The 15,982-nt window shown below is 68.6% G+C and carries 12 protein-coding genes; 6 read left to right on the top strand and 6 right to left on the bottom strand.

All coding sequences use genetic code 11. The annotated features are described in order from the left end of the window. Positions 1-27 precede the first annotated feature (27 nt). The gene (locus JOM49_RS21610) at positions 28-954 is read left to right on the top strand and encodes a LysR family transcriptional regulator (protein ID WP_209666072.1); all 927 of its coding nucleotides are present in this window, start codon (positions 28-30) and stop codon (positions 952-954) included. A 341-nt stretch (positions 955-1,295) separates the two neighbouring features. Here the strand turns inward: JOM49_RS21610 and JOM49_RS21605 are convergent, their stop codons facing one another. Continuing rightward, complete coding sequence (locus JOM49_RS21605) at positions 1,296-1,955, bottom strand: hypothetical protein (protein WP_245370714.1); 660 nt, start codon at positions 1,953-1,955, stop codon at positions 1,296-1,298. Between the two features lie 302 nt (positions 1,956-2,257). Between JOM49_RS21605 and JOM49_RS21600 the strand changes: the two genes are divergently transcribed. After that, entirely contained in the window at positions 2,258-3,043 is a 786-nt protein-coding gene (locus JOM49_RS21600) for a transposase family protein (protein WP_209671450.1), read from the top strand. 409 nt (positions 3,044-3,452) lie between these two features. On the opposite strand, the gene JOM49_RS21595 is transcribed toward JOM49_RS21600, so the two are convergent. Both JOM49_RS21595 and JOM49_RS21590 read right to left on the bottom strand, forming a co-directional pair. Then, a complete protein-coding gene (locus JOM49_RS21595) occupies positions 3,453-4,310 on the bottom strand; it encodes an alpha/beta fold hydrolase (protein ID WP_209666071.1) in 858 nt (285 codons plus the stop codon). 186 nt (positions 4,311-4,496) lie between these two features. Next, positions 4,497-4,976, bottom strand: a complete 480-nt coding sequence (locus tag JOM49_RS21590) for a hypothetical protein (protein ID WP_209666070.1) — start codon at positions 4,974-4,976, stop codon at positions 4,497-4,499. 482 nt (positions 4,977-5,458) lie between these two features. Here JOM49_RS21590 and JOM49_RS21585 point away from each other — a divergent pair, with 482 nt between their 5' ends. The 4 genes from JOM49_RS21585 (at position 5,459) to JOM49_RS21570 (ending at position 12,070) form a co-directional block, all read left to right on the top strand. Beyond that, positions 5,459-6,616 carry a hypothetical protein gene (locus JOM49_RS21585; protein ID WP_209666069.1) on the top strand — a complete coding sequence of 386 codons (1,158 nt, stop codon included), beginning with the start codon at positions 5,459-5,461 and terminating at the stop codon, positions 6,614-6,616. Between the two features lie 289 nt (positions 6,617-6,905). After that, entirely contained in the window at positions 6,906-11,303 is a 4,398-nt protein-coding gene (locus JOM49_RS21580; protein WP_209666068.1) for an RHS repeat-associated core domain-containing protein, read from the top strand. Beyond that, positions 11,300-11,707, top strand: coding sequence for a DUF7668 domain-containing protein (locus JOM49_RS21575; protein ID WP_209666067.1), 408 nt, complete (start codon positions 11,300-11,302; stop codon positions 11,705-11,707). Before JOM49_RS21580 ends, JOM49_RS21575 begins: the two co-directional genes overlap by 4 nt. A 12-nt stretch (positions 11,708-11,719) precedes the next feature. Next, entirely contained in the window at positions 11,720-12,070 is a 351-nt protein-coding gene (locus tag JOM49_RS21570; RefSeq protein WP_209666066.1) for a DUF7668 domain-containing protein, read from the top strand. 90 nt (positions 12,071-12,160) lie between these two features. On the opposite strand, the gene JOM49_RS21565 is transcribed toward JOM49_RS21570, so the two are convergent. The 3 genes from JOM49_RS21565 to JOM49_RS21555 form a co-directional block, all read right to left on the bottom strand. Next, a complete protein-coding gene (locus tag JOM49_RS21565) occupies positions 12,161-13,009 on the bottom strand; it encodes a glycerophosphodiester phosphodiesterase family protein (protein WP_209666065.1) in 849 nt (282 codons plus the stop codon). A 463-nt stretch (positions 13,010-13,472) separates the two neighbouring features. After that, complete coding sequence (locus JOM49_RS21560) at positions 13,473-13,727, bottom strand: hypothetical protein (protein WP_209666064.1); 255 nt, start codon at positions 13,725-13,727, stop codon at positions 13,473-13,475. Between the two features lie 175 nt (positions 13,728-13,902). Beyond that, complete coding sequence (locus JOM49_RS21555; protein ID WP_308158827.1) at positions 13,903-15,879, bottom strand: DUF8189 domain-containing protein; 1,977 nt, start codon at positions 15,877-15,879, stop codon at positions 13,903-13,905. Positions 15,880-15,982 lie beyond the last annotated feature (103 nt).

Genomic DNA, 15,982 nt, shown 5'->3' with positions numbered 1-15,982 from the left:
CGCATACCGGCGGTTAGGGTGCCGTGCATGACAGGCGGGGAGGTGGAGCGGTCGTCGGCTCCCACTGTGCACCAGTTGCGGATGTTCCTCACCCTCGCCGAGGAGCTGCACTTCGGCCGGACGGCCGCGCGGTTGTTCATGAGCCAACCGGCCCTGAGCCGGCAGCTCGGCGCGCTGGAGCGGCGGCTGGGGGTCGAGTTGATCGCCCGCACCAGCCGGTCGACGGCACTCACGCCGGCGGGCCAGGCCCTCCTGCCGCACGCGCGCACCGTCGTGCAGGCGATGCGGCAGCTGCAGCAGGTCGCCGACGACCACACTCACGGCCTCGGCGGGCGGGTGGTGGTCGGCACGGTCGGAGCCGAGGCGGCGATGGACCACACCACCGCGGTGCTGGGTGAACTGCGGCGCCTCCACCCCGCCCTGGAAGTCGAAATCCGGCTGTTGAACCTGGTGGAGCAGTTCCAGAGCCTGAGCACCGGCGAGGTCGATGTGGTGTTCTGCCGGCCGCCGGCGCCCGACGACGTCCGCACCCACCACCTGAACACCGAACCGCGGGTGGTCTGCGTCTCCGCTGACGATCCGCTGGCCGATCGCGGTCAGGTCACGCTCGCCGAGCTGGACAGCCGGACGATCGTCTCTTTTCCCGCCGGTTGCCCCCGGATCTGGCGCGACTTCTGGGCTGCCGACCCCCGGCCCAGCGGCGTCGCGGTCCGCTACGGTCCCGTCGTCAGCGACCTGGAGAGCCTCTACGCCGAGGTCGCCCACAGCGGTGCCATCTCCTTGCAGCCGTACGCGGCGAGGCACCTGTTCCCCCGCCCCGGAGTCGAGTTCCTCGACGTCACCGACCTGTCGCCGTGCAGTTCGGCGCTCGCCTGGCACGTCACCGCGGAGCACCGTCCGCTGATCACCGCCATTCGCCAGGCCGCGAAGAACGCGTGGCCGCGGCCCGCCTGATGCCGTTCTGCTCGCGGTCGTCGAGGTCGATCGGCGGCGTGTCGGCCTTTCCGGGGAAACGCCGGTGGGCAGCAGGCAGGTCAGGTGAGGCGAAGCCGGGCCGGTAGGTCGGGTGCTGCTCCGGCGGGGCCGCCGAATGGGACGAGCGGCCCGTCAACGTCGAGGAAGAGCAGAGGCCGTTGTCCAGTGCCTGTCACGACCGCACGATAGCTGCCGATCAGCCTGCGCCTGGCTCGATGAGGAGACTACGAATTCGACTCGTGACCGCGATCAGGTAATTCGGTGGTTCCGTCCGCAGTTGCCCGCAGCGGCCTTGCAGCTCGGTATCTCTCGACTCCAGGTCAAGGGGTGTTGGCGTGCGCCTCGGGGTGCCGAGCCGGTGGTTCGGTCGGTGTCGGGAGGTCCAGTGCGCGGGCGAGGGCGGCGGTGACCGGGGCGGCGTGGCGGGGCAGGTTCTGGGCGGCCCAGTCGGCTGCCAGCGCGAGGAAGCTGGTGAGGTCGTGCCCGGCTTCGGCGAGGAGGCGCCGGAGATCGGTGGCGAGTAACTCGATCACCGGACTGTCGTTCTGCTCAGCGTCGACAGTCAGCCGGACGGTCTCGCCGTGGCGTTCGGCGCGCGGATCGGGATCGTGCCCGAACCAGGCTCGCCCGCTGCCATCAAGGACCTCGTGCCACTCGCGCCAGTCCTCCAAACCGTTGCGGCAGCCCGGCAGGAACGCCACACCCGTGGCGCTGTCGGTCACCCGCAGGCCGCCGGCCGCGAAGAGCGTGTCGAAGGTGAGTAGACCGTGCAAGAACGACCCCAGTGGGTCGGCGGGGCGAGGCGGGCGGCCGCCATCCTCAGGATCGATGTCGTTGCAACTGGCGATGCGCATCACCACTGTCCCGACCTCGAGGGGCGTGAGCTCGCCGCTGAGCGCCAGATAGCTGAACGACTCGACCTCGGCAACTGGCCAAAGGACAAAGTCGTCGAGCGCGTAGACCTCCACGACAGGCTGCATCGTGATCACCTGGACAGTGTCGCGCAATCCCACCCGTCCTGTCTCCCCATTACGTCTTTCCCGACGGGATCAACGACTCGACCAGCCCTCACAACCCGTCGGGTACCAACCGCCGCAACAACTCGTCCGTCACGGGCCAGCATCGTGCCCGGATTTCAACCAACACCCAGTGAGACACGCTCTCAATGAGCCTTTTCCAACCTAATGTGGGTTGGTGAGGGTGTGTCACTGCGCTGAACGTGGCGAAGCTCCTGGTAGGTGCGTGTATCGACCAAGAAACATGCGCTACCAGGAGCTTCGTGGTGTTGTCTTACCCGTCGACGATCGCGTTGTCCAGTCAGACACTGGCTGAGTTGACCCAGATCATCCGCACCCACCGCCGCGCGATCGGGTCACGCTGGCGACGGCTGCCCCCGCAACGCCAGGCCCTGCTCGTGCTGGCCCACCTGCGCAACGGTGACACCTACCAGCGCCTCGCCGCCGGATTCGGGATCGGTGTCGCCACCGTGTGCCGCTACGTGCACGAAACCACCGACCTGCTCGCCCACCGTGCCCCGAGCTTGACCGCGGCGTTGTGGCGGCTGGCCTGGACCTTCCACAACTACGCCATCCTCGATGGCACCGTCATCCGCACCGACCGCATCGCCGCGAACAAGCCCTATTACTCCGGCAAACACCGCCACCACGGCATCAACATCCAAGCCCTCACCGACCCCCACGGCACCCTGCTCTGGATCTCCGAGGGACTACCCGGCGCCACCAACGACACCGCAGCCGCCCGCCACCACCACATCTGCGAGCAGGCCGCACAAGCCGGCCTGCGGTTACTCGCCGACGGCGGCTACGACCAGGTCGCGCCCGGGGTAATCACCCCGTACAAGAACCGCCGCAACCGCCACCAGCCCACACGCGAACTCGGCCCCGCCTACAAAGCCGCCAACACCGCCCTCGCCCGACTACGCAGCCGAGGCGAACGCGGCTTCGCCATCCTCAAAAACTGGCGGATCCTCACCCGCGCCCGCTGCAGCACCCACCGCGTCACCACCCTCGCCAAAGCCATCCTCACCCTCGAACATGACCACAACTAACCAAGATGGAAAAGGCTCAATGAACCCAGTGCCGATTATGGCTCCCCGCAGAGCGCACGTGGCAGGCCAAGAACCGCGGCATCGACACCGTCTCCGGCCGAGGATTCTACTTTTCCAGCGCCTGCTCGTATCAGGGCCAAGGGCTGCTGGCGCCCGCCTACGGCGACCACACGCCGACAAGCGCCAGAGCGGCGAACAGTTCATTCGAGTACTTCGATCCCGCCGCCCCCGCTGCCGGGCGGCCTCGCCTGCTAAGCGACAGACTCCCCGGCGCTCCCTAGGAAACTGGCCGCCCGCTCGCCGGGACCCGCCATGTCAGCGTTCCCTGGACTCCGAACAGGCATCCTGCCAGCCAGGACGAGCGTGCCATCCGGTGAGCTTCCTCGGTGCACGTCGCGGCCAAGCGGGATTATTGGTGCCGCGGCCGGGCGAACGCGAGGATCCGTGCGATGACGAGTTCGGGGCGCTCCAGGGACAGGCCGTGGCTCGCGCCGGGGACCACTTCGACGCGCATTTCCGGCACCACCGACGAAAGCCGGGCCCGTACTTGCGCGGAACGGTGCAGGGCGCTGTGCTCGGCGAAGATGAGCTGGGTTCGCTCGGGCAGTGCCCGCAGTTCGTCCTCGGTCAACGGCTCCGGCGGTGGGAGGCGAACTCTGCTGCTCCCGGCGGCGAACAGCAGGGACCGCAGGCTGCCGTAGACCGCGATCTCGGTCGCGGACAACGTGGCGAACCGGCGAAGCGGGGTCGCGCTCCGCACCAGGTTCTTCGCCGCCCACCAGTAGAAACGCCGGCCGACGCGCCCGAACCCGGCCGGTTCCACGGCGGTGACGCTGGCTACCTGCTCACCCGACTTCGCCGCCAGGTTGAGCGCGAGCCAGCCACCGCGCGAGATCCCCGCCAGGTGCACCCGGGGGTGTCCGAGTCCGGTGAGCACTTCGGCCAGCCAGCCGGCGTGTTCCCCGGCGTCGCGCACCGGGCGTGTCAGCGTACTGCGCCCCGGCTCGTCGATGGTGTCCACGGCGAACACCTGGTGCTCCTCGGCCAGTTCGGCGATGTAGGGGTACCACGAAACCGACGTGCTCAGAGTGCCGTGGAGCAGCACGATCGGTACGCCGGTGCCGGCGCCGCAGCGCCGCACCCTCGTCGGACCCCACGAAGTCTCGACGTCGAGTTCGGTGCAGGGCACCGGCCAGTGCCGCAACGCCTCGTCGTAAGCCGCATGGAACCGGTCGCGTGTGCGGTCCTTGCCGAAAACTCCGTCCATCGCGGGCCCCCCGGGTGACGTAGACACCAGCTTACGCGACCAGCGCATAGCACCGCTGCGCCTGCGTTGGCCGCTCCTCACTGACACGATGGCCACACCAAACGCCGCTGCCCCAGGGAAGTACTCGCTCCGCAACGGCGGGGGCCATCAGCCGTTCACCGGAAACCGATGCGGTCTCAACATGTCTCACGACGCGCTCCGCTGAGCTTCCAACTCCGCCATCAAGTCGATGAGTTCCGCCTCGGAGTACAAACTGACGGACGGCTGGCGGCCGTTCGGCCCGACGATGAATTCGGTGTTGACCGCTTCGCCGGCGGTGGTGACGATGACGATGCCGGAAACGGTGAGTGCGCGCCATTTGCGGGGCCGCAGCTCGAAACCCGCGATTTCTTCCCACGCGAAATCGCGGGTTCTGGTCAATGTCCGACAACGCAATCCGGTGGGGCCGCTGAACATTCCGGTCCAGTACCCGCGGCACACCATGGCCAAGAACAGGCTCAGCCCCAACGCGCTGAACAGTGCGTTGGGGTTCGCCCCGTGCACCACCAGGTGGTGGACGGGGCGAACCAGCGCCGCCAGCAGGGCCAGGCCGAAGAACACCGACGTGGCCAGCTGAAACCGGGTCCACGACCGGCTGGGGGTGACCCGTCTTCGGCTCTGTGTCATCACTCGATCTTAGACAGCCGAACCCGGCCACGGCGGTCATCCGGTGGCATCGAGCAGTTCGGCGAACAGGCCGACGGGTCGAGCGCCTTGACGATCTCCGCCGCGGGCGTGATCGGTGACGAGGTAGTCGCGCGGCAGTGATCAGGTAGAGCCCCGCGGGCCCGTGCTGGACTGGACGAACGCATCCGCCTCTCCGGTAGCGGGCCGCAGCCCGTGCTCGCGCGACTGTTTCCCCGTCCACAGACACGCCGGCGCGGCGCCGCTGGCGTAGCACGGCTTGCCATTCGGCGACGCCGACCTGCACGCCGGGGACCCGAGTCGCGACCCCGCCCTGTCCCGGCGCTTCTGCCGGAAGCCGGCACATGGCGTCGTTTTTGGGGAATGTGCTCCTTCCGGGCGGAACGCGGACCCGTTCGGCCCATTTCCGGCGGTCGTTCTCCCGATACGATCGGTTTACCATCCACCCCGATCTGGAGGCATTCATGCGCCCGTTGGTGGTCACCGACGATGTGCCGGTCCTCGTTCGAGATGAGCAAACGCTGAAGGTCGTGACGAAGAAGGCGACTCCGGAGCACGTGTTGGAAAATGACGGTGAGGTTATTGCCGTCGTGAATGACAGCCGTGGGCCGCGGGTGCAGGGGTGTCAGCGGTCGTGGATCCGGATCGACGACGGTGGGACCATTTACGACGCGGTGAGCACGAAAGTGACGATCGTCGCGTTCGTCGCCGACTACGCGGATGCCACTGAATACGCCGCCGCACTGCGCGCCAAAGGGTCAGGCCGCCTCGTCAAGGAAAAATCGCAGAAAGTGGAAGCGGCCTTCGAGGCGATGACCGCGAGCCGGACGCAGGCAGGAAAAGCGCTGGAAAAGGGCGAGGGCTCGACCGGCGATCTCAAGGTCGCGTTGGCCGGCCTGGCTTTTTCCTGGGCGAACTGCGGGAACACCTCGGGAAACCTGAGCAACGAGCTCGCCGCGCTCTGCGGCACCGAGCAATTGATGAAGAACCTGCAGTTCACCCCCGAGAACACGGGCGAGTTCGCGCCGACGATACAGGAGTTCCTCGGCAAGCAGGACGAGGTGTTCTTCATCGACCTGACCCTGTTGAAGATCCACACGATCAGCCTCGAGGTGCACCCCGACGGCGCCTACCTGGTCCAGGGTTACCAGGGCGCCTACACCGCGTTCTGGTGGCAGCGGATCACCGAAGCGCCGCTGACCCTGCCCGGCGTCAAACTGGACGACGCGCAGCTGCCGATGAACTGGAGCGAAAACGAAGGAAAAATGCTCACTCTGCGAGACCACTGGGGTGGCGGTCGCCCACTGGGCGCGCCGCAGGTCGGTGAACTGGTGGAGGGCCTCGGCAACATACTGGGGCTGGGCAAGGACGGCAAGTGGACCGCAGAGTCGCACAAGCAGTACATCGCGCTGCCGTTCTACGTCGGTGAACCGGAGGCGCTCACCGTCGGCATCAAGGACACCCGCCCGGCAACTCCGCTCACCTTCTACGTCAACGTCTACCGCATCAAGGACCCGGCGCAGGGCTACAAAACCCTCGAAGCGAACGGTGGCTGCCTGAGCCACCTCGTGCTGGACCGGATCTTCCAGCAGATGACCGCACTGGCGAAGACGGCCAAGTAGAACGTGTCACTCGCGGAGTGGTCACATGACGCTTTTATGAGCGTTGCACTCCTGACTGCGTCAGAAGTCGGGTCGACTCGGGTAGCGGCGGTGCTGCCATCCTGGCCTGAAACGACCGTGTGGCTGACCGACGAGGCCTGCACCTGCTCAGCGCCGAACTCGGCGCCCTGGACACGTGGGCGCTCTCCTCCCGGCAAGCGGAAGCCACGGCTGGTGGTTGGGACATCTGAGTGAACGCGGCAACGAGGGGCTCTTCGCTGGCGTCGGACCGTCGAGGCAAGGGGGCCCGATGTCCGAGACGAATCCACTGGTGGCTCAGGCGCAGTCCCAGACGACCGGGGTGACCGGGATCGGGATCGCGGAGTCCGCGGTCGACCTGGCCAACGGGGTTTCCGACGGCTCCTGGGTCGAGGCCGGGCTCGGCGCGGTCGGCGTCGGGCTCGAGGTGCTGTCGATGGTGGTCGACCCGATCGGCACGCTCGCCTCCTACGGTGTGTCCTGGCTGATCGAACACGTCCAGCCGTTGAAAGAAGCCCTCGACTGGCTCGCCGGGGATCCCCCGGTGATCCAGTCGTTCTCCGACACCTGGGCCAACGTCGCCGCCGAGGTCAACGCCATCGCCGGCGACCTGACCAACGAAGTCACCAACGGCACCGCGGGCTGGCAGGGCGAAGGCGCCGAGGCCTACCGCGGCGCCGCCGCCGAACAAGCCGACGCACTGGCGGGCGCCGCCTCACTGGCCGACGGCATCTCGGCCGGGGTGATGATCATGGGCACCGTCGTCGCCGCGGTGCGCGAACTCGTGCGCGACCTGGTCGCCGAACTCGTCGGCAAACTCATCACCTGGGCCCTGGAAGCCGCCGCCACGCTCGGGTTCGCCACCCCCGCGATCGCCGTGCAGGCCACCACCGCGATCACCAGGACGATCACCAAGATCAGCGACTTCGTCCGCAAGCTGATCAAGACCATCGGCAACGTCTCCCCGAAGATCCGCAAGATCATCGACAAGCTCGGCGAGATCATCGAGAAACTGTCCAAAATGCTGCGCAAGGGCGGCAAACCGGGCGGCAGCACCACCCCCTCGTCCGCCAAACCCAACGCACCCAAGAGCCCCGACACCACCCCCAACTCCCCCGACACCACCCCATCCGGCACCGACACCACCCCCGACGGCGGCGGCACCGGCACGCCGGACGGTGGCAAGCCGGGCAGCAACGATCCCTCGGTCAAGGGCAACAGCTCCGATCCCCACACCGCGTCCAGGGAGCGGCAGTGCGTACCGGGTTCCGGCGAGCCCGTCGACGTCGCCACCGGGCAGATGTATCTGGGTGAGGTCGACGTTTCGCTGCCCGGTGCGCTCCCGCTGACCGTCGAGCGGATGCACTACTCGGAATACCGGGCGGGCAGGCTGTTCGGCGCCTCCTGGGCGTCCACTTTGGACCAGCGGATCGAGTTCGAGGACGACGGCGCCTACTTCGCCGGGCCCGCCGGTGAACGGCTGATCTACCCGCTGCCCGCGCACGACGGCAGCGCGGTGTTCCCGGCGGTGGGCCCGCGCTGGCCGCTCACCTGGTCGCCGGAGGGCTGGCGGATCGAGACCGCACCCGGCACCTTCACCACGTTCACCCCGGCCGAACCGGTCGCACGCCTTGCCTCGATCAGTGACCGCAACGGGCATCGGATCGACATCGACTACGACGACGCGGGTCTCCCCCAGCTCATCCGGCACTCCGGCGGGTACCGCGTCCACGTCGGCACCGAAGCCGGTCTGGTCACCGAACTGCGCGCGGCGGACGTGACACTGGTCCGGTACCGGTACGACGAGCGGCGGCAGCTGACCGAGGTCATCAATTCCTCGGGCCTGCCGATGCGCTTCGACTACGACGCCGACGGCCGGATCGTGCGCTGGGAAGACCGCAACGGCCAGTGGTACGGCTACACCTACGACGAGCGGGGCCGCGTCGTGTCGGCCAGTGGTTCCGGTGGCGCGATCGCGGGCAACTGGGCCTACGACGACGGCGGCCGGATCACCGTCTACACCGATTCTCTGGGCCGGCGCTGGGAATACCACCGCAACGAACGCGAACAGGTCGTGCGCGAGGTTTCGCCGCTGGGCGGCGTCGTGCTGTCCGACTGGAACCGCTACCACCAACTGCTCTCCCGCACCGACGCGCTGGGCAACACCATGCGCTGGGAGTACGACGCGCGCGGCGACGTCGTCGCGGTCGAACGTCCCGACGGTGCCCGCCAGAGCGCCACGTACGACGAGCACGGCAACGCCATCCGGTTGGTCGACGCCGAAGGAGCCGTGTGGGAGCAGCGGTTCGACACCCGCGGCAACCTCGTCGAAGCGATCGATCCCACCGGCGCCCGCGAGGGCTACACCCGCGACGAGCGCGGCGATCTGAGCACGATCACCGATGCCGCCGGTGCCGTGCGCCGCATCGTCACCAACGCCGCCGGGCTCGCGATCGCGACCACCGAGCACGACGGCGCGACCACCCGGTACGAGCGAGACCTGCTCGGCCGCGTGGTGGCGGTGACCGACCCGATGGGCGGGATCACCCGGTTCGGGTGGACGGTGGAGGGGCGGCCGTGGTGGCGCACCGAACCCGACGGCACCACCGAGCGGTGGGACTACGACGGCGAAGGCAACGAGGTCGGGCACACCGACGCGCTCGGCGCCACCAGCCGCGCCACGATGACCCATTTCGACCGCGTGGCCACCGAACTCCGGCCGGATGGGTCGAGCCTGCGTTACGAGTACGACTCGGAAATGCGCCTCGTGGCCGTCACCGACGGCCGTGGCCTGGTGTGGCGCTACACCTACGACGGCGACGGCAACCTGGTCCGCGAGAAGGACTTCAACGGTGCCGAGATCCACTACCGCTACGACGCCGCGGGCCGGCTCGTCGAACGCGTCAACGCCGAAGGGCAGACGATCCGGTTCACCCGTGATCCGCTGGGCCGGGTGGTCGAACGCGACGCCGATGGTGAGCGCACCAGCCTTCGCTACGACGCGCAGGGACGGCTGACCTGGGCACGCAACGCCGATGCCGAACTCAGCGTCGAGTACGACGCGGTGGGCCGGGTCCTGCGCGAGACGGTCAACGGCCGCACCCTGCGGTCCACCTTCGATGCCGCCGGACGGCGAACCTCCCGGCAAACCCCGTCGGGCGCGGTCTCGACCTGGGACTACGCGATGACCGGCCCGCCGCGCGCGCTGCACACGGCGGGCCACACCCTGCACTTCGGCTACGACCAGGCCGGGCGGGAGACCGATCGCCGGTCCGGCGGGCTGACCATGACGCAGACCTGGGACTCCGGGCACCGGCTGCGCACCCAGGCCGTCACCACCAGCGGCGGGCGGCCGGGACTGGTGCAGCGGCGCTCGTACTCCTACCGCGGGGACGGCGCTTTGCGGTCGGTCGTCGACCAGCTCGCCGGTGCCAGGGAGTTCGACCTGGACCCCGGCGGGCGGGTCACCGCCGTACGCGGTCCCGGCTGGAGCGAGCGCTACGCCTACGACGCGTCCGGTGCCCTCGCCGAGGCCGAGGTCCCGGCCGAGTCGCCGCGGATCCTCTGCCGCTACGACCGGCAGGGCCGGGTCCTGCTGCGGCAGCGGAAGAAGCTCTCCGGCAAGCCCGCCACCTGGCACTACACCTGGAACGCCGAGGACCGGCTCACCGCCGCGGTGACCCCGGACGGCACCATGTGGCGCTACCGCTACGACCCGCTGGGCAGGCGGATCGCCAAGGAGAAACTGTCCGAGGACCGCCAGGAGGTGCTGGAGCGCACCGATTTCACCTGGGACGGCACCAGCCTCGCCGAGCAGGCGACCTCACGCGCGGGCGAGCCCGCCGTACGGGTGACCCACTGGGACTACCAGCCCGGCACGGACATCCCGATCACCCAGTCCGAGCGCTCGACCCTCGGCGCCGGTTCCCAGGAGTGGGTCGACGAACGCTTCTACAGCATCGTCACCGACCTGGTCGGCGCCCCGACCGAGCTGCTGGACGCCAACGGCGAGATCGCCTGGCGCCGGCAGAGCACCATCTGGGGCCGCGCGCTGGCCGGCGTCACGTCCACCGCCCACACCCCGCTCCGGTTCCCCGGGCAGTACGAGGACGCCGAGACCGGGCTGCACTACAACGTCCTGCGTTACTACGACCCCGAACAGGGCAGATACACCTCACCCGATCCGCTGGGCCTGCTGGGCGGGCCCAATCCGCACGGTTACGTGCCCAACCCGCTGCAATGGACCGACGCGCTCGCGCTCACCCCGAGCCGTGGCCAGACCTGCCCGTGGGCGCCGACCTACCGGGACCACCAGCGCGACCTGGCCGGTATCCCGCAGGACGGGCACCACGTCATCCAGGACGCCGCGGTCCGCGACCTGCCCGGGTACAACCGGAACGACGCCCCGTCGATCGCGCTGGAAAGCCCGTCCGGCCGCCGGGAAGGCCCGAATTCCACGGAGCACGGCCGGGCGACCGCCGTTCAGGTGCCCAAGGAAGGCCGTGGCACCTATGGCGCCGAGCGCGACGTCGCCTACCGCGCGCTGCTCGCGGCGGGCAAGTCCCCGGCCGAGGCCGCCGCCGAGATCGCGCGGGCGGACCTCTACTTCATGGGGCAACTCGGCGTCACCCTGGACACACCCACGCGAATACCGGGTACCCGGCGGTGAGCGCGCCGGGCGATACCCTCGCCGAAGGCACGGCGACGATGGAGGGACGGCGGATGGAGGACACCGCGCCGCGGGAGGTCGAGGACCTGGTGTACCAGGCCGTGTCCATGCTGGTCTCCGGTGATTTCGCTGGGCTGGAGCGCTGGACGGGCGGGCTGCGGCTGTCCGCCGCGCAGATGCGGGCCGCCCTCGACGACTACGACGCGGAATTCGTGCTGCCGTCGAAAGCCGGGCAAATGTCGTCGACGGATTTCTACGACGCGGCGAAGGAACGGCCCTGGTTCCGGGTGGACACCTTTCTCCGGACGGCGAACGGGCCCACCGATCTGGTCCTCCAGCTCGACGTTTTCCAGGACGAGTCGGGTCGCTACACCCTGCTGGTCAACAACATCTTCATCCCCTGAGAAAGAAGACCAATGATCCCGCCCGAAGCCGTGAACGCCGTACAGGGAACCGTTACCCTGCTCGCCGATGGCGACTACACCGCATTGCAGAACCTGACCCAGGGCCGCCGGTTCAGCGCGGACGAGATCGCCGCGGCGGTACGGGAATACGGGCACGAACTGGTGTGGCCCCCCGCGGAGGCGCTGCACGACCCCGACGTCCCGGCCACCGAACGAGTGGTGGACGGAATGCGCCACATCGAGGTGGAATTCCGCCTGTGGACCGAGGATGAGGGGCAGAGCGAGTTCACCATCACCCTGATCCTCACCGAGGTGCTCGAACGCGTCTTCGGCGTGGAGATCGCCGCCCTCGGCCCCGCTTAGGACGTGCCCAGCGGTAGCCGGCCCTGGCGGCCTCGCCCGTTCCCTCCGGTCCGGGACCACTGCGAACCCGGCGACCTCGTCGCTCGTCCGTCAGTCGCGGAGCAGGTCCCGCAGGACTTGGGGGTAGTTCGTGATGATGCCGTCGACACCCCAGTTGCGCGCGGTGCGCATGCCCTGGCCGTCGTTCACGGTCCACACGTGGATCTCCATGCCCTGACCGTGCACCAGGTCGACAGTCGCCTCGTCGATCACCTTGAACGCCGGGTTGACCTGGTCGGCCCAGGCCGCGGCCTGCTCGATGTCGGTGGCGGTGGGCTTCGTCCCGAAGAGCAGCCCGACCGGCACCTCCGGAGCCAGTTCGTGGTAGCCGCGCAGCCACGGGTGGTTGAAGGACTGGACGACGATCCGCTCACCGCGCAGCGCGGCGCGGAAAACCGGGACCGTGCGGAGTTCACGGTCCAGGTCCTTCTCGATGCCGGGGTAGAGCTCGGGCGCCTTCGGCTCCAACAGCATCTTCGCCCGCGCACCGACGGCCTCACCCCACTCGCGCAGAGTGGGCACCCGCTCGCCCGCGAACTCCGGGGCGAACCACGACCCGGCATCGAGCCGTTTGATCTCGGCCAGCGTGAAGTCCCCGACGTTCCACGGGGCGCGTTCCGGGAACACCGCTTCGACGTCGGTGGTCCGGGCCAGCGTGGTGTCGTGCACGATCACCAGCTCGCCGTCCTTGGTGCGCTGGATGTCGTTCTCGACGACGTCCGCCCGGTGCCGGACTGCCTGCCGGACCGCGGCCAGCGTGTTCTCGGGCACGACCCCCGACGACCCGCGGTGCGCGATCACCGCGGGCGCCCCCGCCGCGGCGGTGGCGACCGGAACCGCGAGCACGGTGGTGAGCGAGGCGAGCAGCGACACGGCGAGGACACGGGAAAGCCGGGACATGAAACCTCCAGGACGGCCGAACTGTGCGGTCAGTCAATCACCACCCCGGCTTCGACCGCGATACAAGCAGCGGTGAACAGCCGGTGACGGGCAGCCGCCATGACCTGCCCGCGGCGTTCAGCACGCCTTCGTCGATCTTCGACTCGGCGCCGTCGGGACACCGCCAAAGGCCGCAAACCGTGGGTGCACCACCTCAATGCCGACCAGCTGGCGGAGACGCTGGCACTCGCGCTGGGGGCGCTGGGCCACGACGTCGCGCAGGCGATCTCCATGTTCCGCTGTAGTCATTCCTGACGACGACATGTTCTCCAGCCGAAACTAGGGCGGGTCAAAGGTGCCCAGGTGGCAACGCACCAGCGGTTCGGTGACTTTTGTGTCGAACTCGTGTCACTGTTACTCACGGCTCAGGGGCACCGGTTCACGGGGATGGGAATCGACGTCCCCCTGGCAGCTGGGTCAACGCCTAAGCCTGACACCGCCGCAACTCGATCACCAGGTCCGCCGACCACTCCGCGAACGGTGGCATCACCACGGAAAGCGTGGCCACCGAAGAGGTCGCGAAGCGATGTGTCGAAATGGAGAAGACGCGGACCGAGTTGGCCAGTGGTAGCACCACACTCGTGGTGATCAGCTGGGTCGGGTCCGACGAACTGCCGCCGATTTGCGGTATTGCCAACATCACGAGAAGCACCGACCCGATCTTGGTTTCGGCCCGCACCCGATCCCACACCTCACCCGCCGGGTTCAAGCACGGGACGGACCGCGCACATCGCCACCGTCGTGACGGTGGCGGCCAGCCAGTGGGCCTGCCGATTGCCAGTGGTGATCGAAGACATGGGAAATCCTTTCTGCGGGTTCCACTCGTCGTGGCGAAGCTCTGGTTCTGCGATCGCTTATGGTGCGTCGAGGACCCGCTCCTCCAGAAGGTCCTGGTCCCCGCCGGGACGGATTTGGTTCCGCACGAGCAATCCACCGGAATCTGTCAGCGCGAAAACGAACACCGTGCCGTCAGCGGCCTTCGCGGCGGACGGCTGTCCCACCAGGACTCCGCCGAGGTCCGACCATTGCCCGCCGAACAGGCCGTCGGGCGCGACCTGCCTCGTCGTGCTGAGGCCACCGCCACGGTTCGTGGCGAACAACAGGATCCGGCTGTCCGCTGCGGTTCCCTGTACCGCGTCGACCGCGGCGAGGCCGTCGACACCACCGTGACCACCCACGTTCTGGGACGTCGTGCTCCAGGACCCGCCCGGTAACTGCCGGTGGCAGCCGACCAGGCCGGCATTGTCGCCCTGTGCGTTGCGTGCGAGCCGGTGGCAGACGGTCAAGCTGCCGTTCCTGCTCACAGCGGCGCGTGGCGGGCCTGCCGGCTCAGAGCCGGTGAGGTTGGGCCGCGAGGTGAACGCCTGCGTACCAGGGGTGGCCGCCCAGTGCTTGATCTGCCCGATGCCGGCCTCCACCGCGTAGGCGAAGACGACTGTGCCACCGTCCGGGGTGACACCGACCGTGAGGCCGTCCTGCACGCCGGGCCCGCCACCGAAATCCGTCCACGGCCCGTAGCCGGCGTTCGGCGCGGTTTGCGCTTTGGTGCTGAGCCCGCCACCGCCGTTCTTGACGAAGACCCGGATCGTCCCGTCGGCCAGGCGGGCCGCCACCGGGGAGCCCACTTGCGCCGGAGCACCGGCGGCCGTGTTCGGGTTTCCCAGAGAGGCCCAGACCCTGCCGATGTCGCCGTTCGGCGTCGCCTGCCACGTGGTGATGATTTCGTGCGTGTCCAGCCTCCGAGCCAGCACCTCCAAACGACCGTCCGCGTTGGCCGTCACGGAAAGCCCGGGCGCCAACGGCCCGGGCGGCGTCAGAACTACCGGGGGTGCGAACTCTCCGGTCGCCCGCTGTCGCCAGGTGACCAGCTTGTTGCCCTGGACGGCGAACGCTTGCAGCGTCCCGTCCTGGTTGCGGCCGGTCCACGTGGTCCCGGTGGACCAGCGGTAGTACACGCGCTCCGGCCAGCCTGCGTAGTCCCCCGTCGGCGGAGTACCGATTTCGGCGTCGAACCGCACGTACTCGGCGAACACCGTGGCCTTCTCGCCGCGGTGCCCGGCATCCAAGTTCGCCTGCGCATCGTTGATGTTGTAGTTGCGGTACGGGACGACCCGCGCGATCGGCCGACCATCGGGTCCGGCGTAGACCCTCGCGGCTTCCTCGGCCAACCGGGCGCCGGCGATGTGATCGCTGTGGTCGTGCCCCCAACTCGGGTTGAACCGGTACCGCGAATCAGGTTCCGGATCCTGGATGCGGATGACCGTGGCCCGGAACCGCTGGTACATCGCCGCGAGCACGCTCACGACCTGGCGGCCGTCCTGATACGTCCCCCGGTGGGCCGGGCTGATCGCGCTGCCCACCGGGACGATCGTTCTCGTCGTGCGCTCGTTCGCCCAGAGGTGGTGGAGACTGGCGCCCTTGAGCCGTTCGTCGCCCCCGCTGACATCCGTCTGGGTGTCCGCCCAGTCCGGCAGGTTGAGGAAAACCAGCTGGATGGCCGGTCTCGCCACGAGGGTGTGGATCTCCACCCACGAGCCGGCCAGCGGGACCTCCTGCTGGGTCCATTCATCGGCCACCGACGCCATCCTGGCGTAGGCGGCACGCGCACCCAACTGACGGCAACGGGCATAGCGTTCACGGTCGAGTTGCGCGCGTTCCCGGCAAGCTCGTGCGTCCGGTGTCTCGTTCTTGCCCGCCTCGGGAGCGTATCCGGCCTCCCCCGCGGTGATGAACACCGTCTTGACCTGCCTGCCGGACCGGATCGAGTTCTGCAGGTCCGGATTCAGGAACAGGATGTCGTCGTCCTGGTGCGCGACGACGTTCACCGACACCGCCTCCGGTGCCGACTCGGCGGTCTCAGTGGTCTCGGCGGTTCCAGTGGGGGTGGAAAATGCTGCGCAGAGCAGCACAGCAGTCGCCAGTCGCCACCCACCT

Source organism: Amycolatopsis magusensis (assembly GCF_017875555.1).
Lineage (GTDB): Bacteria > Actinomycetota > Actinomycetes > Mycobacteriales > Pseudonocardiaceae > Amycolatopsis > Amycolatopsis magusensis.
This window is presented reverse-complemented; position numbering and strand designations above follow the sequence as displayed.